Annotated in this window: 20 protein-coding genes; 10 read left to right on the top strand and 10 right to left on the bottom strand. The window is 64.7% G+C overall.

All coding sequences use genetic code 11. From position 1 onward, the window contains the following. Positions 1–146 precede the first annotated feature (146 nt). The gene (locus tag GXY33_05850) at positions 147–722 is read left to right on the top strand and encodes a hypothetical protein (protein NLX04647.1); all 576 of its coding nucleotides are present in this window, start codon (positions 147–149) and stop codon (positions 720–722) included. Positions 723–808: 86 nt separating this feature from the next. On the opposite strand, the gene GXY33_05855 is transcribed toward GXY33_05850, so the two are convergent. Beyond that, on the bottom strand, positions 809–1,561 hold the full coding sequence (locus GXY33_05855) for a ParA family protein (protein NLX04648.1): 753 nt from the start codon (positions 1,559–1,561) through the stop codon (positions 809–811). Positions 1,562–1,576: 15 nt separating this feature from the next. Beyond that, on the bottom strand, positions 1,577–2,464 hold the full coding sequence (amrB, locus tag GXY33_05860; protein ID NLX04649.1) for an AmmeMemoRadiSam system protein B: 888 nt from the start codon (positions 2,462–2,464) through the stop codon (positions 1,577–1,579). A gap of 89 nt (positions 2,465–2,553) precedes the next feature. Here amrB and dacB point away from each other — a divergent pair, with 89 nt between their 5' ends. Next, the gene (gene dacB / locus GXY33_05865; GenBank protein NLX04650.1) at positions 2,554–4,041 is read left to right on the top strand and encodes a D-alanyl-D-alanine carboxypeptidase/D-alanyl-D-alanine-endopeptidase; all 1,488 of its coding nucleotides are present in this window, start codon (positions 2,554–2,556) and stop codon (positions 4,039–4,041) included. Between the two features lie 13 nt (positions 4,042–4,054). Further along, a complete protein-coding gene (locus tag GXY33_05870; GenBank protein ID NLX04651.1) occupies positions 4,055–7,585 on the top strand; it encodes a hypothetical protein in 3,531 nt (1,176 codons plus the stop codon). 2 nt (positions 7,586–7,587) lie between these two features. Here GXY33_05870 and GXY33_05875 read toward each other — a convergent pair whose 3' ends face one another. Continuing rightward, positions 7,588–8,514, bottom strand: a complete 927-nt coding sequence (locus GXY33_05875; GenBank protein ID NLX04652.1) for an EamA family transporter — start codon at positions 8,512–8,514, stop codon at positions 7,588–7,590. 214 nt (positions 8,515–8,728) lie between these two features. Between GXY33_05875 and GXY33_05880 the strand changes: the two genes are divergently transcribed. Beyond that, positions 8,729–9,409, top strand: coding sequence for a hypothetical protein (locus GXY33_05880; GenBank protein NLX04653.1), 681 nt, complete (start codon positions 8,729–8,731; stop codon positions 9,407–9,409). On the opposite strand, the gene GXY33_05885 is transcribed toward GXY33_05880, so the two are convergent. The 5 genes from GXY33_05885 to GXY33_05905 all read right to left on the bottom strand — a co-directional run bounded on the left by GXY33_05885 (position 9,406) and on the right by GXY33_05905 (position 15,031). Beyond that, entirely contained in the window at positions 9,406–10,338 is a 933-nt protein-coding gene (locus GXY33_05885; protein ID NLX04654.1) for a hypothetical protein, read from the bottom strand. The genes GXY33_05880 and GXY33_05885 overlap by 4 nt on opposite strands. Before the next feature lie 107 nt (positions 10,339–10,445). Beyond that, positions 10,446–11,090 (bottom strand): CDP-alcohol phosphatidyltransferase family protein, encoded by a 645-nt coding sequence (locus GXY33_05890; protein ID NLX04655.1) that lies wholly within the window; start codon positions 11,088–11,090, stop codon positions 10,446–10,448. Between the two features lie 28 nt (positions 11,091–11,118). Further along, positions 11,119–13,071, bottom strand: coding sequence for an RIP metalloprotease RseP (gene rseP / locus GXY33_05895; GenBank protein NLX04656.1), 1,953 nt, complete (start codon positions 13,069–13,071; stop codon positions 11,119–11,121). Then, positions 13,056–14,210, bottom strand: coding sequence for a 1-deoxy-D-xylulose-5-phosphate reductoisomerase (locus GXY33_05900; GenBank protein ID NLX04657.1), 1,155 nt, complete (start codon positions 14,208–14,210; stop codon positions 13,056–13,058). The genes rseP and GXY33_05900 overlap by 16 nt, the downstream gene beginning before the upstream one ends. A gap of 164 nt (positions 14,211–14,374) precedes the next feature. Continuing rightward, entirely contained in the window at positions 14,375–15,031 is a 657-nt protein-coding gene (locus GXY33_05905) for a hypothetical protein (GenBank protein NLX04658.1), read from the bottom strand. A 193-nt stretch (positions 15,032–15,224) separates the two neighbouring features. On the opposite strand from GXY33_05905, the gene GXY33_05910 reads away from it, so the two are divergent. The 3 genes from GXY33_05910 (at position 15,225) to GXY33_05920 (ending at position 18,719) form a co-directional block, all read left to right on the top strand. Next, positions 15,225–15,620 carry a bifunctional nuclease family protein gene (locus GXY33_05910; protein NLX04659.1) on the top strand — a complete coding sequence of 132 codons (396 nt, stop codon included), beginning with the start codon at positions 15,225–15,227 and terminating at the stop codon, positions 15,618–15,620. 49 nt (positions 15,621–15,669) lie between these two features. Continuing rightward, on the top strand, positions 15,670–16,833 hold the full coding sequence (locus GXY33_05915; GenBank protein NLX04660.1) for a type II/IV secretion system protein: 1,164 nt from the start codon (positions 15,670–15,672) through the stop codon (positions 16,831–16,833). Between the two features lie 227 nt (positions 16,834–17,060). Then, positions 17,061–18,719, top strand: coding sequence for an acyl--CoA ligase (locus tag GXY33_05920; protein NLX04661.1), 1,659 nt, complete (start codon positions 17,061–17,063; stop codon positions 18,717–18,719). Positions 18,720–18,734: 15 nt separating this feature from the next. On the opposite strand, the gene GXY33_05925 is transcribed toward GXY33_05920, so the two are convergent. After that, on the bottom strand, positions 18,735–21,464 hold the full coding sequence (locus GXY33_05925) for a hypothetical protein (protein ID NLX04662.1): 2,730 nt from the start codon (positions 21,462–21,464) through the stop codon (positions 18,735–18,737). Between the two features lie 130 nt (positions 21,465–21,594). On the opposite strand from GXY33_05925, the gene GXY33_05930 reads away from it, so the two are divergent. Beyond that, on the top strand, positions 21,595–22,383 hold the full coding sequence (locus GXY33_05930) for a TerC family protein (protein NLX04663.1): 789 nt from the start codon (positions 21,595–21,597) through the stop codon (positions 22,381–22,383). Between the two features lie 81 nt (positions 22,384–22,464). Here the strand turns inward: GXY33_05930 and GXY33_05935 are convergent, their stop codons facing one another. Then, complete coding sequence (locus tag GXY33_05935; GenBank protein NLX04664.1) at positions 22,465–23,547, bottom strand: DUF4432 family protein; 1,083 nt, start codon at positions 23,545–23,547, stop codon at positions 22,465–22,467. A 77-nt stretch (positions 23,548–23,624) separates the two neighbouring features. Between GXY33_05935 and GXY33_05940 the strand changes: the two genes are divergently transcribed. Both GXY33_05940 and GXY33_05945 read left to right on the top strand, forming a co-directional pair. Continuing rightward, entirely contained in the window at positions 23,625–24,458 is an 834-nt protein-coding gene (locus GXY33_05940) for an ABC transporter substrate-binding protein (GenBank protein ID NLX04665.1), read from the top strand. A 19-nt stretch (positions 24,459–24,477) separates the two neighbouring features. Beyond that, positions 24,478–26,325: a glycosyltransferase family 39 protein gene (locus tag GXY33_05945; protein NLX04666.1), complete on the top strand. Its 1,848-nt coding sequence runs from the start codon at positions 24,478–24,480 to the stop codon at positions 26,323–26,325. Positions 26,326–26,332 lie beyond the last annotated feature (7 nt).

Consider the following 26,332-nt stretch of genomic DNA (forward strand, 5'->3'; position numbering starts at 1 on the left):
GCTTTGTGCTCGAAAACACCGACTACCACGGCCACGACGAACTTCGCCGAGCCCTGCAACGCTACGTCACGTATCGAAATCAACACGCTCGGGAAAAACGATAGTGAGTTTATGGAAACGGCACTAGGATGGGAAAGGAGCGGGATATGAAAAAGCGAAGCGTGTTGGTTCTGTTGGGGGCGGCGATCGTGGCATCTTCCGCCCAGGCGGGCGTATACCACTTCTCGCCGAGCGATCCGGACCTCGCGGATCTGCCGCATGAGTACTACTACAAGTGGACGATCAACTGGACGGTCCCGGATGGCGAGTACATCTCCGGCGCGTCACTGCTGTTCGACAACATCCGCAACTGGACGTACGAGGCGAACGTGCTGTACTCGCGTCTGCTGTCGTCCGGCCCGGGCGGCGTGCGGCAATACGCGGACTGGGAGTATCCCGCGGACGCGTTCGCGGGCCAGGGCGTGTCGCTGGTGACGTACTACAACATTCCAAGCTGGCCGCCGCAGGACCTGGTGCACTACCTGACGACCGATCAGCTCTCGGCCCTGAGCAGCTACAGCCAGGACGGGAACTTCGCCATCGGAATCGACCCGGACTGCCACTTCTACAACGACGGCGTGAGACTGACGATCGAGACGGCCCAGGTGCCGGCGCCCGGCGCGGTGGTGCTGGGCATGGGCGGCTTCGGCGCGGTCAGCGCCATTCGACGCCGACTCGGATAGACTGAATTCTCGGTGCGACTGCGAACGACGGGTTAGCCCGTACTCCTCCGGACGCGACTCCCCGCGGAGCCGCGTCCGCCTTGCGCTCACGATGAAGCGATCAGCGCGGCCAGGGCGAGGAAGTCCGCGGCGCCCGGAGAATCGGGGGCATGCTCGAAGACGGTCCTGCCGTGCTCCGGCGCCTCGGCGACCGCGACGTTGTCGTGGATGATCGGCTCGAGGACGAGTTCGCCGTAAGCGTCCTTGAGTCGCTGGGCGACAACCCCGTTGAGACGCCGCTTGCGGCTCAGGCGATTGCCGATGATGCCCGCAACGGCCAGGGCGGCGTTGGCGGATTGACCGTATTCCTCGACCGCGGCAAGGGCTCGCTCGACTCCGGGCAGGGCCATCGGTTCCATGTTGACCGGCACCAGCACCCGATCGGCGGCGGCGAGGGCGTTGACGGTGAGCAGGCCGAGACTCGGCGGCGTATCGATCAGGGTGAAATCGTAACTCAACCGCCCGTTTCCCAGGGCCGAGGCCAGGGCATTTGCGGCATTTCGCTTCTGGCCGGCAAGAGCGATCTCAACGGCGGCAAGATCGGGGCGGGCGGGGATCACGCACAGACCGTCGCGGTGGATGATGCACTCAACGGGACTGGCGGCGGTGTTGAGCAGATCGCCGACCGTACGGACGTTGCGGTCGGCCGCCAGCCCCAGCGAACGGGTGAGTTGGGCCTGCGGGTCCAGATCGATCAGAAGAACCTTCTTGCTCAGCGTCAAAAGAGCGGCCGCCAGATTGACGGCGCAGGTGGTCTTGCCGGTTCCGCCTTTGGGGTTCAGGACTGCGATGGTCTGCATGACGCTCCGTTCGGATCATTCGTTGGCGAGAAAAACAACCGACGCGTAGCCGACGGCGTCGGACATGCCGCCGCCGTAACGGCCGGCGAGGGTCTCGGCGCTGTTGGTGTGTTCAAGAACTCTGGCGGCGACGGCCCCGGATTCGCGGGCGGCAGCGATCGCAGCGGCAATGGCGCCGGCTCCGCAGGCGGACTGGCAGGTCACCGCAGCCTCAATCACGCCCTCCGGATCGAGCTTTTCAATCGCGTCCAGAAGCCGGCGGTCGTTGACCTCTTTGGCCCAGCGAATACCTTCGGCGCCGCGGCCCTTGGGAACGAAGCCGTAGCTCGGCCCGTAGTGGGTCAGGTCGCTGGAGCCGACGCAGACGGCGTCGACGCCGTAGTTGCGGATGACCTGGGCGACAATGGCCCCGATCGAGGGGGCGTGGCCGTTGGGGGGAACCATCAGCGGCACGATTCTGGCCTCAGGAAAGAGCCGCTGGATGAAGGGAACCTGGACCTCGATGCTGTGCTCCTCCTCATGGGCGTAGGGCTCATCCTGGACCAGGTTGGTGTTGGCCAGAATCCGTTCGGCGAGGCGCTCGTCGATCTTGATCTGCCCGAGCGGGCTCTCCCAGGCCCCACGGGCGAACAAAGCGCCCTGGTGGACGCCGTGGCGGTGGACGGCGCCGAAGAGGACGAAGGTGGCGACTTCGGGACGCGTGGCGTGGATGGCCTTGAAGGTGCGGGCGGCGACCTTGCCGGAACAGACCCATCCAGCGTGAGGAACGACCCCGCCGACCACGCGGCCCTCGAGCTGTCCGGGCCCGATTTCGACGGCGAGGCACTCATCAAGTTCGCTGGAGGCCATGGTCCGGGAACCGGGATAGAATTGACCGGCGACAACCGGAGTTCGCACCATCATGGCGGTTCTCCCCAAAAAACCTTGTGCCCTGGTTGGCGTAGCGGTTAATAATACTCATAGAGGCATGCACATTCAACCGAGAGTTAGGGATGACCAGACGGCGATATAGACAGGGAAGTCGCGGGTTCTTTCTTCTGGCCGCGGTATTGCTGTGGGTGCCGGTGCGAGGACAGTCGCCGGTCGGAGCGATCGAGGCGGAACTGGCGAAGGCGCGAAGCCAGAAGGCGGCGGTGGGAATCAAGATCGTGGCCGCCGGCAGCGGCCGGGTGATCTACGAGTCCGGAGCGGCGACGCCGCTGGCCCCGGCGAGCAACATGAAGGTCATCACGACGGCGGCGGCAATGGGCGTGCTGGGGCCGGACTTCCAGTTCACCACCCCGATCGGCCTGCGCGGCCAGGATCTGGTCGTCATCGGATCGGGCGATCCGAGCACCGGTGACGCGGACCTGGAGGGCGATCTGTCGCTGGCCGACGAGTTCGACCTGCTGGGCCGGCATCTGGTCAAGCACGGGGTGGGCAAGATACCCGGCAAGCTGATCGTCGACGCCTCGATCTTCGACGACGAGCTTCGCCATCCGCACTGGCCGAAGGATCAGTACCGCAAGTGGTACGCCGCCCCGGTGGCGGGGCTGAACATCAACGACAACTGCCTGGACGTCCGGGCCGGACCGGGCGAGGGCGGCCGGGGATGGCTGGAGATCGTTCCGGAAAACCGGTTCGTCGCGGCCAAGCCGGCGTTTGTTGCCAAAGGCCAGACGAACACGATCATCGACGCCTACTGGCCGGGCCAAGGGTGGGAACTGATGGTGAAGGTGACGCTGGGCAGCCGCCCGGGCGGCCCGGCGTACGTGCCGATCGAACAGCCCGTGCGGTTCGTGGGCGAACTGCTGCGGGAGCGGCTGGCCGCCAACGGCGTGGGCATCGACGGACCGATCGAGCTCACTTCAGTCCGCCAGGGCAGCGGCGATCCGCCCGAAGGCTTCTCGAACCTGATCGAGCATCGCAGCCGCAGGCTCTCGGAACTAGTCGAACGAACCAACAAGCGCAGCCAGAATATGTTCGCCGAGTGCCTCTTCAAACGGCTGGGCTACGAGTTCTCGCGGAAACTGGCCCCGTTTCCGGTCGGTTCGTGGAACACCGGGCGCCTGGCCATCGAGGAGTTCCTGCGAGGACAGGCAGACACTGATATTTCAGGAATTCTGCTTTGTGACGGATCGGGGCTCAGCAAGGAGAATCGCGTCACCGCCAACGTCTTGGTCGACGTGTTGAAGTATGCGGCCGATCAGCCGTGGTCACAAAAGTACATTGACAGTCTCCCCGTAGCGGGCAAGGACGGCACGCTTCGACGTCGGATGCGGGGCGGTTCGGCGGCGGGACGGGTGGTGGCCAAGACCGGCTACATTTCCGGAGTGAGCGGGCTGAGCGGTTACATCCTGGATCGGGAGGGCCGGCCCTCGATCGCCTTCTCGATGCTCTTCAACGACTTTCCCAGAAGCCAGCTTTGGCGGATTATGCAGATTCAAGATACAATATGTGTTGAGCTTGTGAAGTACAGTGATCGGATGGATTTGCAGTAGCGAGCCATAGTAGGTGACGCAGCGGCCAGCAAAAAAGCGGAAGAACCGGCCACTGGTGCTGGCGGCTGCGCTGCTGGTGGCGGTGATCGGTGGGGCGGGGATTATCGTCTCGGTTCGCTACCATTTCTCCGAAGCGCGGATCGCCGCGGCGGCGGCCGGCGCTCTGGAACGCCTGCTGGGGGCGGAGCTTCAGACCAGGCGGGCCGAAGTGGATTTCCCGCAGTCGCTGGTGTTTCACGACGTGGAAGTCCGCGTGCCGCCGGAGAAGCTGGAACGCGGGGAGGCGTTTTCGTCGGAAGACGCGGTCCTGTTGACCGCCAAACGCCTGGTCATCCGGTTCGACCGAAGCCGCCTGCTGAAGCTCAAGTTCAGGATCGATGACGTGGCGGTCCAGGAGCCGCGATTTCACCTGACGCGGGACGTGGACCGGGACCTGTGGAACTGGCAACTGCTGTTCGTCGGCCGCGAGCGGGAAGGCAAACGCCCCTTCCGGTTCAAAGTCGGTCCGCAGATGTCGCTGGCGGACGGGCAGGTGACCCTCACCGAGATCGTCAAGGGCAAGCGGCTGTTGCACGGGCGGGTGAATTTCACGGCGGACGCGATTCCCGGCGATGACCTGTACCACGTGGCGGTCGAGACGTGGACGGCGGAGGCCCGCGGCCCGCGGGTGAGCCTGGACTTTGATCCGCGATCCGGACAGGTGATCTCGGGGGCGATGGCCCTGGTGGACTGGCAGAACGTGGAGTTGGCGATCCCTCAGCCGTACCAGGAATGGTGCCGGCGCTTCGCCCTGGCGGGCCGGATCGGGATCTCGCAGATCAGCTACGCCAACCGCCAATCCGGCAAGGTGGTGATGATCCTGGAAGATGCGCGGAGCCGGATCCCCCTTTCGGCCAAGGAACTGGAGCAGCCGGACCACAAGTGGTTCGCGGACCTTACCGGGATCAGCGGCAAGATCACCTTCGACGAGGACGGGGTCCGGATCGGCAAGCTGGTGGGCCGGCTCAACGGTGCGCCGTGCGAGGTCTCGGGCAGGTATCGCGGAAACTACGTGAACCTCCAGGAGGGTGAATTCGAGCTGCACATCAAGGCCGAGGGGCTCGAGTGTCCGGACTATACCGATCCCAACGATCACGCGATGATCGAGGAGTACTTCCCGCGCAAGCTGAGGAACTTCTTCAACGATTTCCGCCCGCGCGGCAAAGTGGACCTGGAACTGACGATCACCAAGGCGGCCGGCGCGGACGGAGCGATCGGGCTGGTGGGCAAGATCGCGCCGCGCGGGCTCAGCGCCGAGTACCGCAAGTTTCCCTATCGGGCGGACGACCTTCACGGGCAGGTGCTGCTGGTGGACGGCGGCTTCGTCATCAACGGCCTGACGGGACTGGCCAGCGGCGGTCCGTTCACCATGAAGGGGACGATCTCCGAACCGTCGAAGCACGCGCAGGTCGATCTGCAGATCTCCAGCCCACGGGTCGAGGTGGACGAAAGACTCTACCGCGCCCTCTCGCCGCGACACCGGAAGATCTGGGACATGTTCCAACCGAGCGGCGGCGTGCGGATGAAGGTGCACCTGGTCCGGCCGGCCGGCCCGGATCAGAAATGGTCGCGGACGATCGAAGCGGACTTTATCGACGGTTCGGCGTGCTACGAGGCGTTCAAGTACCCGCTGACGGAGTTGGCCGGAGTCCTGGCGGTCGAGACGGACGTGCTGAAGCTCCAGAAAGTCCGTGGCCGGCACGGGCCGGCGACAGTGACGCTGGACGGCCAAGTTGACGGGCTGAACTCGCCGCGCCCGGAGGTCCGGCTGGAGGTGCGGGCCAGGGACGTGACCGTGGATCGGGACCTGATCGCCGCCCTTCCCGAATCGGCGGGCCGGATCATCGACGACTGCCGACTGACCGGACGAGGCGACCTGAACGGGTCGATTGAGGCGATGCCGGGCCAGCCGCTTGAATATCAATTCACCTGCGAACTGAAGGAAGGCGGAGTCTGCTACAAGGACTTTCCGTACCCGGTGAAGAACCTGCGCGGGCGGCTGACGATCGAGCCGGAGCAGGTGCGGATCGACGGGGTCTTCGCCCGTGAGGGCGAACAGACGGTCGAGGCGCAGGGCCGGCTGGCCTTGGGCGGGCAGGATCAGGGAATCGAACTGACGATAGACGCGGACAACGTGCCGGTGGATTCGGATCTGTACGCGGCGATGGACGAGCGGCTTCAGACGATCTGGCGAGATTTGAGGCCGGAGGGAAGAATTCGCGTCAAGGCGGAACTGTCGCGCCAGGGCCAGGATCCCTGGACGTGGCGGCTGGGAGTCGATCTGGCCGGAACGTCCATTCAGTATGGTGAGTTGCCGCGGATCAGCGGACAGGGCGGACGGGCAGTCTTTGCACCGGGACAGGTGGAGCTATCGGAGGTGGTCGGCCGGACGGACGACGGCGGCGAAGTCCGCTGCACGGGCCGGGTCGCCGCCGAGGAAAAGGAACTGCGGTGCAATCTGCAGCTTGGCCTGGCGGACCTGCCCATCAGCAGAGAGCTGCTGCGGTCGGCGGGAGTTGGCAAGATGGCCTCCATGCTGGAGTGGCAGCCGGGAGGCAAGGCAAGCGGCCAGTTGGATGAGGTGGCGGTGGCCGCGTCGCTGGAGGACCTCTCGCGGCAGAAATGGGAGTTGAAGGGACGGTTGGATTTCGTCGGTGCGGCGTTGGAGTCGCTGGCCGTCGATCCGGTGAACCTGAGCTATCGCGGCCGGATCGGCTGGGACAGGTCGCGAGGGCTTTTCAGCATGGACGGGGAGGCTGAGCTAAGCCGCTTTAACTGGAAGGACCGCGCCGTCAGCGACATCTCGTGCCGGATGATCAAACCGCAGGACAAGCCGGAGTTGCAGATCGAGGACCTGCACGGATGGGTGGGCCTGGGCGAGGTCTCCGGGCTGGCGCGGCTGACGCTGTTGCCCGACGAGACGCGCTACGGCGTGCAATTGACGCTGGACAATCTGCCGGTCGAAAAGGTGCTGACCATCGACAACGGTTCGTCGGGCCCGATCAAGGGGCGGATGCGGGGCGAGGTGTACATGCTGGGCACGCTGGGGGCCAGATACGTTCGCGAAGCCGGAGGCAACGTGCAGGTGGCGGCGGCTGAGGCGCTGAAGGTTCCACTGCTGGGCGAGGTCTACAAGAGCATCCGCCAGGAACCGCCGAACCTGGCGAGCTTCCATGATCTGGCGGTGGAGTTCGCGGTGGAGCAGCACCGCATGATCGTTCGGCGGGTGGAACTGACGGGACAGACGCTCTCGATGTTCGGCTACGGGACGATGAACCTTTCGAACGATCGCCTGCGGCTCAGCCTGATCGCCTCGAACGAGTCCGATCTGACCAGGATTCCCGTGCTGGCCGACCTGGTGCGACGGGCAAGGCGCGATCTGACCGAGGTGCAGGTGACCGGGACGCTGGACGATCCGACGATCCGGGCGACGCCGTTGCGGCACCTCTCGGACACGTTCAAGGAATTCCTGCAGGGCAAGCGGGCCCACGACGAGATGCCGTGACGTCACTGCGATCGGAGGCTCAGGAAGACGGCGGCGGTCACCAGCACAGCGCCGGCGATCAGGTCCCATCCCGGCACGAACCAGAGGAACAGGCACAGCCAGAGGGTCGAGAGGATCGGCGTGACGGCGGCCATGAGGCCGAGGGTCTTGACGTTGGCCCGCGAAAGGGCCAGCTCCCACAGCAGATAGCCGTTGCCCCACGGCCCCAATCCAGCCAGAACCAGCACGCCGATGCCGCGAAAACCGATCGGACCGGCGTCGGCGTCATGGAACAGACAGACGACGCCGGCAATCAACCCAACGCCCAGCAACCCCATGCCGCTGGTATTGTATCGGCCCGCCCAGTCGCGCCACCGGGCCAGCAGCGCCGAATATCCAGACCACAGAATGGCGGCAAGGAGGGCCAGCAGATACGGCAGCAAAGCGGCGAAGCTCATCCGCTCCGTGGTGAAAAGAGCGCCGGCCCCTTCGCGATTGGCCAAAACGGTTCCAGCCAGAACGCAGGCCAAGGCAACCGCCAACAATCCGCTGAAGTTGGTTCCCGGCACCAGGAGAACGCCGAGAACGACGGTGAGGGTGGGCCAGAGGTAATTGACAAGGTTCACGCCGCACGCCTGCTCGCGGCTGGCGGCCAGGGCCACAGCCAGCGGGTAGGCGATTCCGTACAGCACAAAGCCGAAGATGGTCAACAGCCAGAGGCGGGCGGGCAGGCCGACCGCGTTGCGGAAGTGGCCGTCGCAGGTCCGCCGGAATACCATCTGGTAGCACCCGCCGAGCAGGCACGAGCCGGCCAGAAACTGCCACGGCCCGAGGGCCTCGCTGCCGACCCGCACCACCGAGGCCGAGAGCGACCACAGCACGATCGCTCCGGCGCCAAAGAGGAGCCCGGCAAGGGAGTTGCTTCGGGTCGTCACGTTAAGCTCAGCCATCCGCCGCACCTGCACCAGGGTCATCAGACGAAGCGGGCATTGTACCGTCGGGTCCGTCCGCTGTCGATGGTCGACGCGCGCGAAGGTCCGATATTCAATCGGCGGCCGCGAACCAGCGGCGGAAGTTAGCGAACCCGTCCCCGTTTTTCGCCGAAGAAGAGATAGATGCCCGTGGTTCCGCGCGGGCGGTGTCATGGGAGCGGAGGGTCCGTCAATGATGTTGGCCGCTTTGGGAGCAGGAATCGGATTGACGCTGGGCTTTCTGCTGGGCTACCTGATAAGAGCCAGACGGAAGAACCGCATCCGGGGCGGATTCGTCGAAACCGCCTTCGCCTCCACCGGTTCGACCGGCGATGGCGCCTCGACAACCTCGAAGGCCGCCGCCAGGAAGAATGCATCCAGTGACTCTGATCCCCAGATCGACCAGGTGGTCAACCTGACGGACAGCCGGGCCGCGACGGTGGTGGACCTGGACGTGGCCCGCAAGCTCCGCGGAAAGGCCAAGGCCCTGGACCGGCACGCCGCGTGCCTGTGGCGGCGGTCGAAGGAACTCGAAGCCCGTGGGCGGCTGGAGGAGGCCATCTCGCTCTGGCGGCAGGGGCTGCGGATTTACGAGTACATCATGAGAATCCACCCCAAGGCCCGCGAGAGCTGCAAGGCCATGCTGGGCCCGGCGTACCTCGACATGGCGGAAAAACTGGCTGTGCAGGACAAGCCGGACAGCCAGCGCCGGGCGGCGGTTCACTGCAAGACGGCGGTCCGCTACCTGGAAATGTCGGTGGAGGCGGGCGTGTATGAGAACCAGGAGGCGCTGGCCCGGGCCGAGCGGTTATTGGAGCAGCTCAGGCCGCAGGACCGGGAGGAGGCGCTCCTGTTCGACGACAGCGAGGACTAGCGGCGGCCGGGCTTTTCGAGCAGGTCTTGAGGAAAGGTCACCGGGTCGTCGTAGTCGAAATCCTCGCCGTAGAGCTGCGGGTTGGAGTTGAGGAAGCTCTGGATGGCGGACCAGTCAGGCAGCACGACGCCGCGCCAGATCAAGCCCGGCGTCATCTCCTTGTCGATCAGGATGGTGAAGAGCTTGCGCTTGCGATAAGCCTCGTGGTCCTCCTCGCTGTTGCCGATCCCGATCCGGATGTTGCTGAAATCCTCCTGAAGACGGTCGATCTCCCGGCGTTTGTATCCCGAGAGCGACCATTCATGCTGATCGACGTCCCAGGTGAGCACCGGGCCGCGGGGAAAGCCGTGCCGGTCGAGCCACGCTCGCGTCTTGACCACAATCTCCCGCGGACGGGCGGTCAGATAGACGATCCGGAAATGCTTGGCCAGTTCTTCCACAACCGGCTGGGCGCCGGGAATCGGATCGGAGCGGTCGGGGTGCGAGCCGAAAAGCTGAAGTTGTTGCGTTCTGGCGAGGGTGTCGTCGATGTCCACGATCATGATCGGGGCGTCCTTCGGCCAGACGTAGACCTCGGCACAAGTCGCAAAGTGCCGGCCGTCCTCCGTGTAGACCACACGAAAAGGATAGACGCCGGACTCTTCGACCCGGTGCTTGACGCTGGCGTAGCCTTCCTCGTCGGTGTCGTCGCGGCCGATCGCCGTGCCGTCAAAGAAGAAGTCCAGATCGCGGTCCTCCAGCCCTTTGTTCCAGACGAGAAACGCGGGCCATTCGAGCTTGCCGGTGAGGGTGACGCGGTCGCCCGGCCGGCAAAGGCGATCATCAACGGTCAGCAACCGATTGGACGCGCAGCCACCGAGGCCGACAAGACAGATCAGAAATCCGATCAGAATCAGTACGTTCCCACGATCGCCCGGCCTTGATTCCATGATGTCCTCCCGTCATGAATTCGGGGACCACCCCCCAGCTTAATGGGATTCTACACCGGGTCGAGCCACACTGGCAACAGAATTCGGATACGGGCAAGAGAGTCGGATCAGTAGCTGGCCAGCCGCGCCTGCTCCTCTTCGGAACTGTGCGCGAAGACGACGCCGCGACGGAAGTACTGCCAGCAGGTCAACATGGCCAGAATCGCACTGGCGACCCACAGGAACCACAACAGGGCCGCAACGGACGTCGGTCCCATCGGGGTCAGATGGAGCAGGTCTGGACCAAGCAGGGTCACCACCACCAGGATCATCTGCGATAGCGTGCAGATCTTGCCCGCCCAGCCGGGACGGATGAAGATGTGGCGGGTGACCAGGAACAGGATGACGAAACCGAGGACGACGAACAGGTCCTTGCCGATCGCGCAGATGACCACCCAGTTGGGTATCTTGAAGTGCGGCACCGCCGTGTAGTCGATGCCGAGCAGGATCATCGCGCAGGTGACCAGCAACTTGTCGGCCACCGGGTCCATGAACCGGCCAAGCTCTGTCTGCTGGTTGAAACGCCGGGCCAGAAAGCCGTCGATGCCGTCGGTCAGCGACATCAGGGCGAAAACGATCAGGGCGCCGCGGCGGGCCCACAGGCCCCACTCCGGATCCTGAAGGTTGATCAGGCACCAGACGAACGGAGCGATCAGGACGATCCTGAGCATGCTCAGGCGGTTGGGCCAGTTCAGTATGTCCTTTCGCTCCATCGGAACCTCCCCAACCGTCGGCCCGCGATCATTCGCCGGTGATGATCCGGCGGATGTCGTTGTAGGTCAACAGGATGAACAACAGGATAAAGAAGATCAACCCGGCGGCCTGCCAGATCGCCGCGTACTTCGGCGGCAGCGGCTTGCCGCGGATCTTCTCGTACGCCAGCAGCAGCATGATCCCGCCGTCGGTGATGGGAATGGGCAGGAAGTTGACCACCGCCAGGTTGGCCGAGATCAGGGCGAAAAAGTAGAGCAGCTTGTAGAGCCCCGCCTCCGCCACGGTCTTGCCCGCGTGAATGATGAACACCGGTCCGCCGACGTTGCGGGCGTCGACCGTCTGGTCGATGGCGATCCGCTGAATGGTGACGTAGACCAGCTTGATGAAGTACCAGGTGTAGCGGACGCCGAGAACGACGCCCTCGAAGGGATTCGACGCCTTGATCAGCGTCTCCATCGGATAGCCGATCATGTCGGTGGTGTAGCCGATCCGGTGAATCCACTGCTCCTGGGCCGGCACCGCCAGTTCGCCGCTCAGCTCCCGGTCGCCGAGCTGGAAAACAAGCGGTACGGTCTGGCCGGCGTTCTCCCGCAGGCAGCCGATCACGTCGAACCAGTCGCTCACCGCGTTGCCGTTGCACGAGACGATGCGGGCTCCGCGCGGCAGGTTCAGGCCCGCCGCCGGAGTGCCAGCGAGGGTGTCAGCCACAATCGGGTGCTCGTCATCGACGCCCAACTGCTGTTCCAGAACCTCGAACTGGGGCTTCTTGCGAGGGACGTCGAAGGCGGCCGTCTTGCGCTCTTCGCCGCGAAGCACCTGCACCTGAACGGTCTCGCCGCGATTCTCAGCGAAGTAGTCGAGCAGTTCGGCCTTGGTCGGGTTGGCGATATTGGCCACCTGGACCACCACGTCGAGCGGCTGAACACGGTCGGGATCGGGATTGTTGGGGTCGTGATCGAACAGGGCCAGGAACTTGGTCCGCGGTTGAAGGCCCACAATGGCCTCCTCGCGGGCCGCCTCGGCGAATTCCTCCTGAGTCACGGGCATCCGGGCGGGACCGATCACCAGGTGCGCCCGCTTGCGGACGGTCAGGGTCTTGGTCTCGCCGTTCACGTGCCGTTCGACGGTCAGTTCGACCGGCTTGCCTCTGGCCTCGACCAGGGCCTGCTCGACCTGCCAGAAGAGCTCGGGCTCGACGGAGTCCACGCGGACGATCACGTCGTCGGCCTTCAACTGATGCTCGCCCTGCTGCGAGAGGCCGGCGTAGAGGATTCTGGTGGAGCGGGCCTGGGCGATGCCGATCATCGGTTCCTTCAGATCGGGGTTCATCTGCTCGGGAACGACCTGGGTCTGGATGGTCTGCCCGTCCCGCCGCAGTTCAACGTCGATGGGCTGGCCGGGCCGGTGGAACATGATGGCGACCTTGACCTCGCCGAAGTGCATGACCCGGTCGCCGCCGATCCGAACGAACTTGTCGCCCGGCTGGATTCCCGCCTTGGCGGCGGGCGTGCCGGAGATGACTTCGCCGGCCACCGGCGCGTCGCGCTCCAGGCCGTGCATGAAGACGACCATGAAGGCGACCGCGGCGAAGATGACGTTCATGATGACGCCGCCGCTGACCACCAGGGCCCGTTGGCCCACGCTCTTGGCCAGAAAGGACTCGGGATCGGCTTTGGTCTCGTAGAGACGCTCCTGGTCGAGGGCGGTGTCCTCCTGGCCGAGCATCTTGACGAACCCGCCGAAGGGAATGGCGCGGATGGAATACTCGGTGGCCCCCCGCTTGAAACCCGCCACCTTGGGCCCGAACCCGATGGCGAACGCCTCGACGCGAATGCCGACCAGACGGGCCATGATGAAGTGACCCAGTTCGTGGACGAAAATCACCAGGCAGAACCCGACCAGCACCAGGAAGATGTGCCACGCCGACTTTAGGGCCCACAGGGCCATCTGCTCCTGGCCCACGATCAACGATTCAAGCATCGAGTCACCTCATTTCTCGCCCAGGCATCGATCTCGAAGAGCTCGGGCAGAGTGGGTTCGGGTTGGTGCCGGTGCCCGGAGAGCACCGTGCCGGTCAACTCCACAATCTGACCAAATGATATTCGTCCCTCGATGAAATATCCAACCGCCTGTTCGTTGGCGGCGTTGAGCACCGCGGGCGCCGATCCGCCCAGTCGCGCGGCTTGGTAGGCCAGGTCGAGGGCTGGGAACTTGGCCCGATCGGGTTCGTGAAACGTCAGCATGGCGACCTCGCAGAGGCGCAGACGCGGCGCGATGCACGCGGTTCGCTGCGGCCACGTCAACGCGTACTGGATGGGCAGGGCCATGTCCGGATTCGAGAGTTGGGCGATCATCGAACCGTCGCGGAACTCGACCAGCGAGTGGACGATCGCCTCCGGATGGATCACCACGCCGATCCGGTCGGCGGACAATCCGAACAGGTAGTGTGCCTCGATAATCTCCAGACCCTTGTTCATCATGGACGCCGAGTCGATGGTGATCTTCCTGCCCATCGACCAGGTCGGATGGTTCAGGGCCTGCTCGACGGTGGCGTTGCGAATGTCATCAGCCGACCACCGCCGAAACGGGCCGCCGCTGGCGGTCAGCATGATGCTGGCCACGTCGGATTCCCGCCCGGCCTGCATCGCCTGAAAGACCGCGCTGTGTTCGCTGTCCACCGGTAGAATGCGGGCACCCGTCCGTTTCGCCTCAGCCAGCAGCAGTTGCCCGCCGACCACCAGGGCCTCCTTGCTGGCCAGGGCCAGGTCCTTGCCGGCCCGCACGACGGCAAACGCCGGTTCGATGCTGGCCGCGCCGACGATGGCGCACAAAACGATCTGGGCGCCCGTCGCGCCCGCAACCTCCAGAACCCCCTCCTGCCCAGCCACGACGCGGATCGGCAGGTCGGCAAGGGCCTCCTTCAGCGGCGGATAGGCCTCCGGTGCGACAACGGCCACCACCGGCGGACGAAACGCACGGGCCTGACGGGCCAGTTCCTGCCAGTTCTCACCGGCGGACAGCCCAGCCACCGACCACTCCGGGCCCAGCGCCCGCAGCACGTCGAGTGCGCGGCGGCCGATCGAACCGGTCGATCCCAGGATGGCTACTGATTTGCTCACGTTCCTGCTATCTGCGCTTGGCCTTACTGCAACGACGATGGTTGTGGATTGCGCCACGCCCGCCGAGGCGGATCGGAAACTCAGGAAGTATAAGCCGCGGATATGGACGCTTCAAGCAGATTCGCCGTCCAGCCCAATGAAATCGGGCCGACCGGCAAGTCCGTCTAAACGGACACCGGGCGAACCCGCGGAAAAAGCCCGACGATAAACAGGATGATTCCGACGACAACGAGAACGGGCGCGATACAGACGATGGCCACGCCGCTGGTCAAAACCGGCTGAAGACTCGAGACGTCATCGTAGACCTTCAGTTCCGCCTTGTGGACCTCAGCCGTGTAGGTGGCGTCGCGGCCGATCATGACCTGAACCAGGATCACCCCCCCTGCCGGCGCATCGAACGGCGGAAACAGGTGCTCGACGAGGGTCCGGCTGGACGACCGCTCGGAATGCGCCTCGCGCACGACGCGGGTTCCCTCCCCCTGCCACGAGGCGACGGTGCTTTCGGAGGCGATCAGGTCGCCCTGGTCGTTCCTTATCGTATAGTCGACCGGAAACTCGTACCGCGGCACATAGCGGGTCTGGCCGAAATGCTCCTCCTCCTGAATGGAGGAACTGGTCAACTCGAACACCACGCCCAGGCGGGCCGGACTGCCCGGATCGATGCGGAGATGCGGCGTGGTCATGGGCTCGCCGAGGACGAGCGGCGCGCGATAGACGATTTCCTGCCGGAAGAGTCCGAATACGGAGGTGCCGAGGAAGACGATGCTGATAAGGAATAGGACCATGCCGGCCAAGGCCACGATGCATCCGGCTGTTTTCATACGCCTGCCCTCGTCATAAGCCGCTCGAACCAGGAGCCTGATGGCTCTTTCCTCTTATCAGTTGGAATTATAGAGCGGCGAGCGACAGAGGGCCAGCAAAATCAATATGAGTGATTGACTCGGAATATGCCTGGGCTTGACTTTGCCACGCTTCTTGTATAGCGTTAGCTTTTAGATGAGAAAGGGGTGCCTCATGCAGGTACGAATGGACCTGGCCAAGATCATCATCACGGAGACCGAGGACCGTCAGATCATCGTGCTCAAGGAGCGTGACGGCACCCGGACGTTTCCGATCGTGATCGGGATCGCTGAGGCCTGTGCCATCGACCGGCGGCTCAAGGGCATCCAGACCCTCCGTCCGCTGACCCACGAGTTGCTGGCCAGCGTGATCGAGCAGTTGGGCGGCCAGTTGGAGAAGATCGTCATCAACGACCTTCGCGACGGGACGTTCTACGCCCGGCTGATGGTCCGCCAGGACGGCCGGTTGAGGGAAATCGACTCACGTCCGAGCGACGCGATCGCCCTCGGCGTGGCGACGGAGGTGCCCGTGTACGTGGAAGAGCACGTGCTGCGGGAAGTCTGTCAATAGGAAGAACGCGACACGCAGCGGCCCAATTGAGAACCCCCAGGAGACGCCGGTGGCCAGAGACAGCGAGGCGACGGACCAGGAAAACGCGGGCCAGATCGTGGACTTGTGGCTGGACCGATCCATCCAGGTGAAGGCCAGCGATCTGCACTTCGAGCCGGACGCCGAGGGTCTGGCCGTCAAGATCCGGATCGACGGCATCCTTCATCTGGTCAAGCGGGTCAACCAGGAATTGGGCAAGCAGATCATCTCGCGTCTGATGGTCATGGCCAGCCTGCACACGCACCTGCAGAAAAAACCCCAGGAAGGCCGGGCCGACTACTCGTCGAGCCGAACCGGCGGCAAGCCCATCAACATGCGGGTCTCGACGTTTCCCACCGTCTGGGGCACCCGCGCGGTGGTCCGCTTCTTTCACGGCTTGGAGCGAATCCCGCAGCTCGATCAACTGGGCTATAACGACAAGACGCTCGAACTGCTCAAGAAAATGGCGTATCAGACACAGGGAATGATCCTGATCGCCGGCCCGGCGGGCAGCGGCAAAACCACCACCATCTATTCGTTTCTGCATCACATCCTGGGCGCGCGGCCGGGGTGCAGCGTCATCAGCATCGAGGATCCGGTCGAGTACAGCGTCGAGGGCATTACGCAGGTGCAGATCGGCCAGTACGCCGGCGGACTGACCTACAAGGACGCCCTCAAGTCGCTGTTGCGGCAGGATCCGCAGGTCGTGGCGATCGGCGAGGTCCGCGATCCGGACACCGCCGCCATCGTCCTCGAAGCCGCCCTGACCGGACACCTGCTGATCAGCACGATCCACTCGCCGACCGTGGCCGGCGCGGTGCTGCGCCTGGTGGACATGGGCCTGGCCCCCTACCAACTGACCGGCGCCCTGACCGGCATTGTCGCCCAGCGCCTGGTGCGACGCCTCTGCACGAACTGCCGGGTCGCCACCAACGATCCGAACGAACCCTACGTCTCGGGCGGATGCACCAAGTGTTTCAAGACCGGCTACCGCGGCCGGATACCCGTGGCGGAAGCAGCCCACATGACCAAGAGCTTTCGCCAGGCGATCATCCAGGGCCAGGACGTCAGCGGTATCCAAGCCGCCCTCAAAGCCGACGGCCTGCCCACGTTGCGAGAGGACGCCCACCGCCTGGTGCGAAGCGGCATCACCTCCAGCAACCAAGTCACCGAGCTTCTCCACAGCCTGGAGTAGGCGCCCACCGGTCGGATTCCCCCACGTGAAGCACTGCGGCGCGCCCCTTTGGGGTCGCGGTTTGTTTTTGGAGAGCAGAAAGTAAAGCGTTGACGAAAACCGGGGAAATTTATAGACTGTGTGTACTGGAGGCGTTGAAGCATCATTTCGGCTCACAAGCGTGCGAGGCATACGCATTGATGTCGGGTGAGGCACGGTTATTCCGTTGCATCAAATCGAATCGAGCGGTGAAGTTTACTCCCCCGGCGACCAGTCCGATCCACGCCCTGATGCTCTGGGCGCGTCGCCGTCCGCGGGACGCCGCGCTGATATTTTCACTTCCGGAAAGGCACGAACCCTTCGTCCGGACCTATAGCGAGCTGTTTTCACGGGCGTTCACCCTCGCCGAATCGCTGGCGTCGCTGCCGGAAGGGCTGATCGGGATACTGGGAGGGCAGCACGGCCTGAGCGTGGAGGCGGCGCTGGCGGCGATGCAGGCGCGTCGCCCATTTGCGTTGATCAACCCGCTGAGCCAGGCCTTCGAGCACGAGGTCCAGTGCCTCCAATCCCTGCACCCGTTGGGCGTGCTGATCCCCTCGCTGGACGAAATGCCGGACCTGCTGGTGGACCGGTTGGGTGAAATCACGCGCGAGTTGGGAAGGGCGAACGTCTGGTCGGCCGGCCCGAATCCCCTGGCGGCCAAGGATCTGCTCGCGGAAGACCAGGGGTCGCGGCAACCTCAGGATGCTGTGGACGATTCGCTGTGGAATGAACCACTGGTCTACCTCAACGGCCGGGATGAAGACGAGCACTGCCACGCCTACGTGTACACCCCGCTGGCCCTGGCGGCCAGCGCCCTGTCGGTGGCGCAGTGGCTGCAGATTAAAGAGGGCGTGCGGGTGCTATGCGGCGTGGAGCTCACCCGCTGCGCGGGCTTTGTGCCGGCGCTGGCGGCGGTGATGTCGGGCGCCGGATGCGTCCTGCCGCATCGCCTCAAGGGGCACGAGTTCTGGCAGGTCGCCAGCCAGAGCGGCGCGCACGTGGCGAGGGTGGCGCCGGAGGTGATCGAAGACCTGCTCGAGAATCCCGGACGGGCAAGCGACATCAGCTCGAGCGGGCTCAAGTACATCATCACCGACGCGGGCGGCCTGCCGACGCGGGTGTCGCTGGCGTTCATCGAGACGTATGACCTGCCGCTGATCAACTGTTTCGGCACGTCGGCCACCGGCGGCTACGCGTTGGGCGTGCCGCTGAACCTGTGCCGGCGCGAGTATGAACTGGCGCTGCGGGATAGCGCGGCGGGTGTGGAACTGGAACACTGCAACGTGAAGGTCGAGGAGGATCCGCAGATCACCGCGAGCGCCAACGACCGCCGCGAGGGCTACCTGGCGGTGCGGGGCAACGGCCTCTCGACGGGGTACTGGGACGGCCAGACGCTGTCGACCTGGCAGACGCCGTGGCTTCGCACCTCGCATCTCGGCGCGGTCTGCGGCGGGCAGGAACGGGAGTGCTTCAGCGTCCAGGGGCGAGCGTCCGAGGCGCTGGTGGTACAAGGCTACCGGATCTGGCCGGCGCAGATCGAGCACTCGCTGACCGAGACCTTTGCCTTTCTGGAGGATTGCGTCGTGCTGGCGCGGCCGGACGGGCGGGGACGAAATCAGCTCTGCGCCGCCGTGGTGCTGCCGGAGGAACTGGACCGCCACCGCCAGTCGGAGCTTCTGGCCCAGATGGAGGCGCGGGTCCGGGCCGGAGGCGTCGAAGGCCTGAGCGAACACGCCCGGCCGCACCAACTGATCGCCCTCTCGGGACCGATGCTGCCGCGTGATCCGGACGGCCGGCCCAACCGCCAGCAATTGCTGGACGTCATCAACGGCTTTGCCGCGGGGCGAGGCCTGGCCGCCTCGTAAAGACCCGCCGGCGGCTCAGGCGATCGCCAGCGTCACGATCTTCCGCGACTCGATCTCAAGCGTGATGGCCTTCCCATTCCGCGCCGGGCCCTCATCCAGAACCGTCTCATCGAGCCTTGCGAACCGGACCTGCTCGAACGGGAAGTTGAGGGTCAGGACCACCTTCTGCGTTTCGCCGGTGTAGTTTGTCAGCCGCAGAACGGTGGATTGACCGTCTTCGGCGGGTTTGAGGGCGTCGATCATCACGCCCTGGGCGTCGAGCGACAGCAACGACATCGATCCATCGCCGGCGGCCAGCGAGGGCAGCGGCGTGAACGTCTTGAGGCCGGCCAGGAACTGCTGCGAAAACTCCAGGACGCGGGCCGCCGGCCACGACGCGGCGTGCGGATAGACGGCCAGATCGAACTCGTAACGGCCGAAACACTGGGCTTCGGGAGTCGCCAGGACCGGACCGGCGTGCTCGCCACGGGTCAGGAAGTGACCGCGGCTGAGGCGTCCGACGCACCGCAGCAGCGTGATCGCGATCGCCCGCGCGGCGTCGCGGGTGACTTCGAACTCGGGCAGGCCGCGGGCGAACACGGCCAGGCCGTTTCGCTCATCGGCCATGTCCACAAAGCCGTGATGCGGATACTGCTCCGGCTGATCCTCCGTCCAGACCTTCGGATCGACCGGCTCGACCATCACAGGCAGCGAGTCGACGTCGAACTGCTGCAGGGCGCTGACCCGCTCAGCGGCCAAGCCCGTCGGGAACATCGCGCGGAGACGATGGTCGCGGGCCTGGTTGTCCACGGTCACCTTCACGCGGATGAATCTGGCCGCCTTGCCCAGTGTGACCTCGGCGCGGATGGGCAGTTCGACCCGCCGCGCGGCGCGATCGGCGAAGAACTCGCCGTTGCGGTCGCGCAGCTCGAGCCCCTCACGGTCGATCGCCGCCTCGGCGGGGATGCTCAGGACATACTCGATCCCCAGCGTGGCCGCGCCGGGCCCGTCATGCAGGACGCTGATCTGGGCCGGTCCGCCGAGGGTGGTGACCACCTGGTCCTTCATCGGCGGGCTGTAGTTGTACTCGTCGCCCACGTCGCCGCCGTCCTCGAAGTACAGCAGATTCTGGAACGTCTTGCCCGAGGCCTTGTCGGTGACGGTCAGCGTCCCGTTCGGCTCGACCCGCACCGTCAGGTGCTCGTTTTCCATCGTCCGCTGATCGGTCAGCAACGAGACCGTCCGGGCCGGATGGGCGTTGAGCGGCATGACTCGGAACTGGCGATAGCCCATCGCCGGCAGGTCGTCGGCCCAGAATCGCACGCGGGCCTTGACCGCGTTGCGGAAGGGCGCGCACTCGCGGACGTTGGGATAATACTCGAGGCCGTCGGTGACGCCGACCAGTTCGGCGGCGATCGACGTGCCGTCCTGGGCGGCCAGGCGCACGCTGCGGATCGTCTTTTGCGGATCGAAACGCGCGCCGTCGGCGTATTCGATCGGCTCCCACTCGGTCTTGACCAGCGGGATATCGGCCTCAACCAGATCGGAAACCGCGAACGGCATCGGATTGAACACGGCGATGCGATAGTCCTTCCGCTCGGACGCCTCGCCGCAGGTCAGCTTGTGGAACACACGCCGGCAGACGCTGTCGCTGATGTCGCGGCACCACTGGAACCGCGTCATCATCTGCTGGTGGACGCGGTCGATGCTGCAGCCGCCGATCGAGTCGTGCGGCTGATTGCGCAGGAGCCACATCCACGCGTTGTCCAGGAAGCCGCGGCGGTCGCCGCCGAACATCAGCCGGTCGATCGCCGCCATCGGCTCGGCCCATCGCGCCATCTCGATCTCGCAGTCGGCGTTGGCCTGTTTGAGATAGATACGGGCGGATAGAATACCGTTGAGCACGACGGCGCCGGTCTTCTCGTGGCGTTTGGTGTCGCGGAGCATGCCATCGAACGTGGGCCACTCGGAGCACTGACGCTCGCGCAGCAGGTCGATGTAGTCCTCGAAACTGCCGTGCCGGAACTCCATGTCGTCGTACTCGCGGTTCAGATCGTCGATGATCTTCACCACGTCCGGGTCGACCGGCGCGTGGTCGACCCCGTGCATCAGCAGACCCAGCCCGCTGCGGGAATAGGCGCGGTGAAACTCGATCCGCTCGCGAAACAGGTCCAGCTTCTCCCGATACGTCTTCTTGTCGCTGGTGCAGACGTTCCCGTAGCCTTCGACCATGTGACAGCCGAATACCTTCGTCCCGTCGGGACTCCGCCAGAACATCTCCGGCGCCGGCCGTTCCAGGCCCAGACCTCGCCAGAAGACGATGTTATCGACGCCAAAACCAAGCAGAATCTGCGGAATCTGGGCGACGTGGCCGAAGCAGTCGGGCAGGTAGCCGACGTTGGGGAAATGCCCGAGCCTCTCGGCGATCCGCTTGCCGCGAAGCAGGTTGCGCACCAGGGCTTCGCCGCTGACCAGGAACTCATCGGGGAGGATGTACCACGGTCCGACCAGAAGCCGGCGGCTGGCCACGTGTTGGCGGAGCCGCTCGAGGGCGTCGGGCTTGATCTCCAGGTAATCCTCAGCCACCACCGCCTGCCCGTCGAGGTTATACGCGGCGAAACGGGCATCCTTGTCTTCTAGGAGTCCGGCTACCTCATCGATCAGATCGACCAGCCGCATGCGGAACTCCTGGAACACGGCGTACCATTCGCGGTCCCAGTGGGCATGCGAGGCGACGATCATCGTGTGTTTGGTCGGCTTGCTCATCAGTTCTCACCTTTCCGGGAAAAAGCAACCCGACGATTATAGCGATCGCGGGCCCCGGAAACAGGGAATTCTTGCGGCAACCGGCCTTCGATGCTATGATTCCGCCCATTCGGAATTCTGGAACAAAGCGATGGAACAGGCGAGTTTTGTACACAACGTAGCCATTATCGTCTCCCTGGTTGTCCTGGAGGGGCTGCTCTCGGCCGACAACGCGCTGGTCCTGGCCATCCTGGTCAGGCACCTCCCCAAATCGCAGCAATCCAAAGCGCTGAAGTACGGGATCTTCGGGGCGTTTTTCTTCCGATTTTGGGGAGTGATCTTCGCGGCGTGGTTGGTGGCCTATTGGCAGTTCAAGGCGGTCGGAGCCGGCTATCTCCTCTACCTGGCATTCAAGCATTTCCTGCGCCGGTCGTCCGACCACGGCGGCGGGCGGGCCGGCTCTGCGACCATGGGATTCTGGAAGACGGTGGCGGTCGTGGAGTTGACCGACATCGCGTTCAGCGTGGACTCCATTGTGGCCGCGGTGGCCATGTCGGACCGTAAGTGGGTAATCTACACCGGTGGGGTCCTGGGCATCATCACGATGCGCTTCGTCGCGGGGGTCTTTCTGCGGATCCTCGAACGGTTCCCGCGGCTGGAAACCGCAGCCTACATGCTGGTCGCGTGGATCGGAATCAAGCTCGGGCTTTCGTGCCTCGACCAGTTGATCACCGGGCACGTCGAGCATGGACCCTACCACATGCCCCCGGTGCTGTTCTGGACCGTGATGGTCGCGATCTTCGTGGGAGGACTCCTATGGCCGGCCCCGCCGACCGCGACGCTGCACCTGGATGAAAGCGGCGGATTGACCAGGGATGAGAAGGGCTCGCGGATGCCTGCGGTGGTTCCTGCCGAGCCAGCCGTGCGGAAAAACTATTGACCAATACGGGGGTGGTCCCGGGCACCCTTCCGACCGCGGCGGTCGGGGCTTCATCGGACGCGCTGCGGTACGCTGATCCGGCTACTTCCCGCCGGCGGCCTTCTTGAACTCGGCGATCTCGGCTGGGCCTTCCACCACGTCGATGGCGATCTTGTACTCCCGGACCTGGCCGGGCCGCAACACGTCGAGCCATCCGCGTTGGCGGTCGACGTTTCGCCCTTCGACGCCGCAGTTGGCCGGCTCGATGCCCATCACGTACTGGCCGTTGGGCCCGAAGTGCTGCCAGTTGACCACGCGCGGGAAATGCTTCTTGAGGAAGGTCAGCTTGACGCCGAACTTGCGTTTCGGATTGAGCACGCCGCAGCAGACGTTGCCCGCCCGGTCGGTGTCCGGGTCGATGTAGACGCACGCCTCGCCGGTCCCGCGATGCTCGTCCAGCGGCTCGGGAACGACGCGGAGATTGCGTTTCTTGAAGTGCGCCGCCGCGTGTTCGCCGATCGGCGTGGTCTTTCCGGCGAAAAGGAACTGGGAACCCGGCTCCAGGAGCGGATAGCCGAAATTCATGTGCAGCAGCCAGGCGTGAGGCGCGTCCAGGTTGCCGCGGTTGATGAAGGTGTCCTCGATGATGATCCGGCTGCGCCCCAGCGGCGAGGTGATCGTGCGGCGAAGCTCCAGATTGGGCTCAAAGAGCTTGGCCTGGCGAACCACGCCGGTGATGCTCATCTCGGTCAGTCCGCGGAGCGGATCGGGCCCGACCACGGACTCCAGCGAGGCTGAGAGGTTCGTATGCCGCCCGTGCAGGCCCAGTTCTTCCGTCCCGTCCTTACACGGAGCGCCGGCCGACGAGGGGCCGCAACTGGCCACCAGACCGCCGAAGAACCCCCAGAGCCAATCGAGCCCGCGGTGCATGGCCATCTCCGGGCGCGGCGCGCCGCTGAGCGAAAGCCACGAGAGCGACATGCCCTTGTAGAACGCCTCGGCGATATCCAACCCACGGTCCACCAAGACCTTGTAGTGCAGACCGGACCCGGTGTTGACCCAGGCGCAGCGGGTGCCGGCGGCGGGACCATCAATCTGGCTGAGTAAATCGATCCCTCCCAGTTGAGCGGGGTTGACGACATAGGCGTGATCCGACGATAATGCCGCGGGAGACTTTTTCGCCATGATTATGCTCCTAACTTTTTGCCACCGGGCTCAGGGCGGTTTATAATTAAAGCGTTTGGATTTTACGGAGCAGTCTTATGCCGGACAAGGAAATTCTGTTGGGGCACAGCCCGGATTCGGACGACGCCTTCATGTTCTACGGGTTGACCAGCGGCAAGGTGCCGAGCGAGGGCTACGTCATCAAGCACCTGCTGTCCGACATCGAGACGCTGAACCAGTACGCCACCAACGGCAAGCTGGACCTGACCGCCATCTCGTTGCACGCCTACGCCTACGTCAAGTCGCATTACGCCCTGATGGCGTGCGGGGCGAGTATGGGGATGGGATACGGTCCGATCATCGTGGCGACCAAGCCGATGACGATTGAGGAACTCGAACGGGCGACCATTGCCGTGCCGGGCACGATGACCACCGCGTTTCTCGTGCTGCGGATGGTGCTGGGGCATTTCGACTACCAGGTGATCCCATTCGACAAGATCCTGTTCCAGGTGGCTGGAGGGTCGGTCGACGCCGGACTGATCATTCACGAGGGCCAGGTGAACTACGGGCAGATGGAGTTGCTTAACGTGCTGGACCTGGGCAAGTGGTGGTCCGACCAGACGGGGCTGCCGCTTCCGCTTGGGGTCAACGCGGTCAAGCGCGATCTGGGTCCGGCGGTGATGAAGGACCTCTCGCGTCTGGTGTTGCGGAGCATCGAGTACGGCATGGAGAACCCGGAGGAGGCCCTGGACTTCGCCCAGGACTACGCGCGCGGGCTGGACCGGCAGCAGCTCGAGACGTTCGTGCGCATGTACGTAAACCAGTGGACGCTCCGGTGCGGGCCGGAAGGAACGAAGGCCATCAACGAGTTGCTCTACCGGGCGGAGACCGAGCGGCTGATCCCGCCGACTCTCCCGGTCGATTTCGTGTGACGCGAAGGATCGCAGCGGCATGAATGACAATGGCGGCGTCAAGTATCCCTCTCCGTTCGAGGAGCCACTGGCCCAGCGTGCGCTTCAGGTGGCGCTGCTGACGATTGTGGCGATGGTGGTCTTCCTCTCCGGGGCCGGGCGCACCGCGTTGACCGATCCGGACGAAGGGCGCTACGCATTGGTCGCCAAACGGATGCTCCTGACCGGCGAGTGGCTGGTCCCGCAGACCGACGGCCCCTACTTCGACAAACCGCCGCTGTACTTCTGGCTGACCGCCGCCTCGTTCAAGCTGTTCGGCGCGACGGACTTCGGGGTCGATTTCGCCGCCCGCCTGGTGCCGGCGGCTGGAGCGGTTTTGGCGGTGTTGGCGACCTACCTGCTGGCCGCGGCGCTGTTTAACCACCTGGTGGCCATGATCTCGGCGGGAACGCTGCTTTCGACCGCGGCCATGATCGGGCTGGGCAAGTTCGTCCGCATGGACGTCTACCTGATCGCGTTCGTGACACTGGCGATGTGGGCGTTTATCAAGGGCTATTCCGATCCGCAGCGCCGCCGGTGGTTCATCCTGATGTATCCGCCGATCGCGTTGGGAGTGCTGACCAAGGGACCGATCGCCCTGCTGATCCCGGCGGCGGTGATTCTCCTGTTCCTGCTGCTCCAGCGGCGGCTTGGCCTGATCTGGCGTCTCAAGATCATCCTGGGCCTGGCCGTGGTCATCGCGATCGCCGGGCCGTGGTTCCTCTACATGGCCCGGGAGTTTCCCGGCGAGCCCGGCCAACCGAATTTCCTGCGTGAATTCTTCTACAGCCAACACGTGGAGCGGTTCAACAGCGACAAGCACGGCCACGCCGACGGTTCGCTGATCGAGTATTTCAGCGGTCTGGCGGTCGGCCTGCTGCCGTGGACGGGGCTGATCGCGGTGGCGGCGGCACGGCGGTTCCGGAGCGCGTGGCGAAGGGACGAGAACGACTGGCGTTCGCAGTTCCTGCTGATCTGGGCGATCTTCGTGGTGGCGTTTTTCGCCTTCAGCCAGACCAAGCTGTGGCACTACGGGTTTCCGGCGATCGTTCCGCTGGCGATCATCGGCGCCCGGTACATGTACGACTACTGGCAGAGCGACTTTCCGGCGCGGCGCCGCGAGACGAGCCTGCAGTGGGCTTACCCGCTGGCCGCGGCGGCGTCCGGGCTGATGGTGGCCCTGCTGATCGCGTTTGCGGGTCTTTCGATCTACGTGCACTTCTGGGCCAACTGGGGCGAGCTGCCGCCGCTGTTCGAGGGGTTCTGGGGGATATACGGGTGGATCATCCGGGCGTTCTACCGGCTGATCGGGGCGGCGGCGCTGGGGTTGGTGCTGCTGTCGCTGCTGCGGGGCCGCCAGTTGGAGCGGGTGGCGTGGGTGGCGGCGGCGGTGACGCTGCTGGTGGCGGTGGACCTCTCGTACAACGAGATTCCCAAGATCGCCGACGTTCACTCGACCCGCCGGCTGACCTCGAGCGTCTACAAGTACAGCCAGCCGGACGACCCGATCCTCATCAGCCCGGAACAGCGATGGTCGCTGCCGTTCTACCTGTCGCCGGTGCGGGAGAAAGACGTGCGGCAGTTGGACCACCTGGGCGAGTTCACCGGCACCTGGTCGGAGTTTCCCGGCCGCATGATGTACCTGGCCAACGACAGCGACGCCTTCAAGCAGATCCCGATCGATACGGAACACCGGATCGCCGTGCTCAACCAGTTCCAGGACGTGCGCTTGATGCTGATCCAGCCGAAGGCGGCGGCGCCGGTGGTCCCGCAACCCGGAGCCCTGCCCGCGATCCCGCCGGTGGACACGAACGTCGGGCTCGAACCGCAAACGCCGCCAACGCCGTAGCCGCGGA

It is taken from the genome of Phycisphaerae bacterium (genome assembly GCA_012729815.1).
In the GTDB taxonomy this organism is placed as follows: Bacteria; Planctomycetota; Phycisphaerae; order JAAYCJ01; family JAAYCJ01; genus JAAYCJ01.

What these genes read in the sequence shown, in the direction of transcription:
- rseP (NLX04656.1), bottom strand. Translation starts at nt 13,071, where the DNA reads ATGCTTGAATCGTTGATCGTGGGCCAGGAGCAGATGGCCCTGTGGGCC.
- amrB (NLX04649.1), bottom strand. Translation starts at nt 2,464, where the DNA reads ATGATGGTGCGAACTCCGGTTGTCGCCGGTCAATTCTATCCCGGTTCC.
- GXY33_05850 (NLX04647.1), top strand. Translation starts at nt 147, where the DNA reads ATGAAAAAGCGAAGCGTGTTGGTTCTGTTGGGGGCGGCGATCGTGGCA.
- GXY33_05880 (NLX04653.1), top strand. Translation starts at nt 8,729, where the DNA reads ATGATGTTGGCCGCTTTGGGAGCAGGAATCGGATTGACGCTGGGCTTT.
- GXY33_05935 (NLX04664.1), bottom strand. Translation starts at nt 23,547, where the DNA reads ATGGCGAAAAAGTCTCCCGCGGCATTATCGTCGGATCACGCCTATGTC.
- GXY33_05890 (NLX04655.1), bottom strand. Translation starts at nt 11,090, where the DNA reads ATGGAGCGAAAGGACATACTGAACTGGCCCAACCGCCTGAGCATGCTC.
- GXY33_05930 (NLX04663.1), top strand. Translation starts at nt 21,595, where the DNA reads ATGGAACAGGCGAGTTTTGTACACAACGTAGCCATTATCGTCTCCCTG.
- GXY33_05910 (NLX04659.1), top strand. Translation starts at nt 15,225, where the DNA reads ATGCAGGTACGAATGGACCTGGCCAAGATCATCATCACGGAGACCGAG.
- GXY33_05940 (NLX04665.1), top strand. Translation starts at nt 23,625, where the DNA reads ATGCCGGACAAGGAAATTCTGTTGGGGCACAGCCCGGATTCGGACGAC.
- GXY33_05875 (NLX04652.1), bottom strand. Translation starts at nt 8,514, where the DNA reads ATGGCTGAGCTTAACGTGACGACCCGAAGCAACTCCCTTGCCGGGCTC.
- dacB (NLX04650.1), top strand. Translation starts at nt 2,554, where the DNA reads ATGACCAGACGGCGATATAGACAGGGAAGTCGCGGGTTCTTTCTTCTG.
- GXY33_05855 (NLX04648.1), bottom strand. Translation starts at nt 1,561, where the DNA reads ATGCAGACCATCGCAGTCCTGAACCCCAAAGGCGGAACCGGCAAGACC.
- GXY33_05925 (NLX04662.1), bottom strand. Translation starts at nt 21,464, where the DNA reads ATGAGCAAGCCGACCAAACACACGATGATCGTCGCCTCGCATGCCCAC.
- GXY33_05905 (NLX04658.1), bottom strand. Translation starts at nt 15,031, where the DNA reads ATGAAAACAGCCGGATGCATCGTGGCCTTGGCCGGCATGGTCCTATTC.
- GXY33_05945 (NLX04666.1), top strand. Translation starts at nt 24,478, where the DNA reads ATGAATGACAATGGCGGCGTCAAGTATCCCTCTCCGTTCGAGGAGCCA.
- GXY33_05885 (NLX04654.1), bottom strand. Translation starts at nt 10,338, where the DNA reads ATGGAATCAAGGCCGGGCGATCGTGGGAACGTACTGATTCTGATCGGA.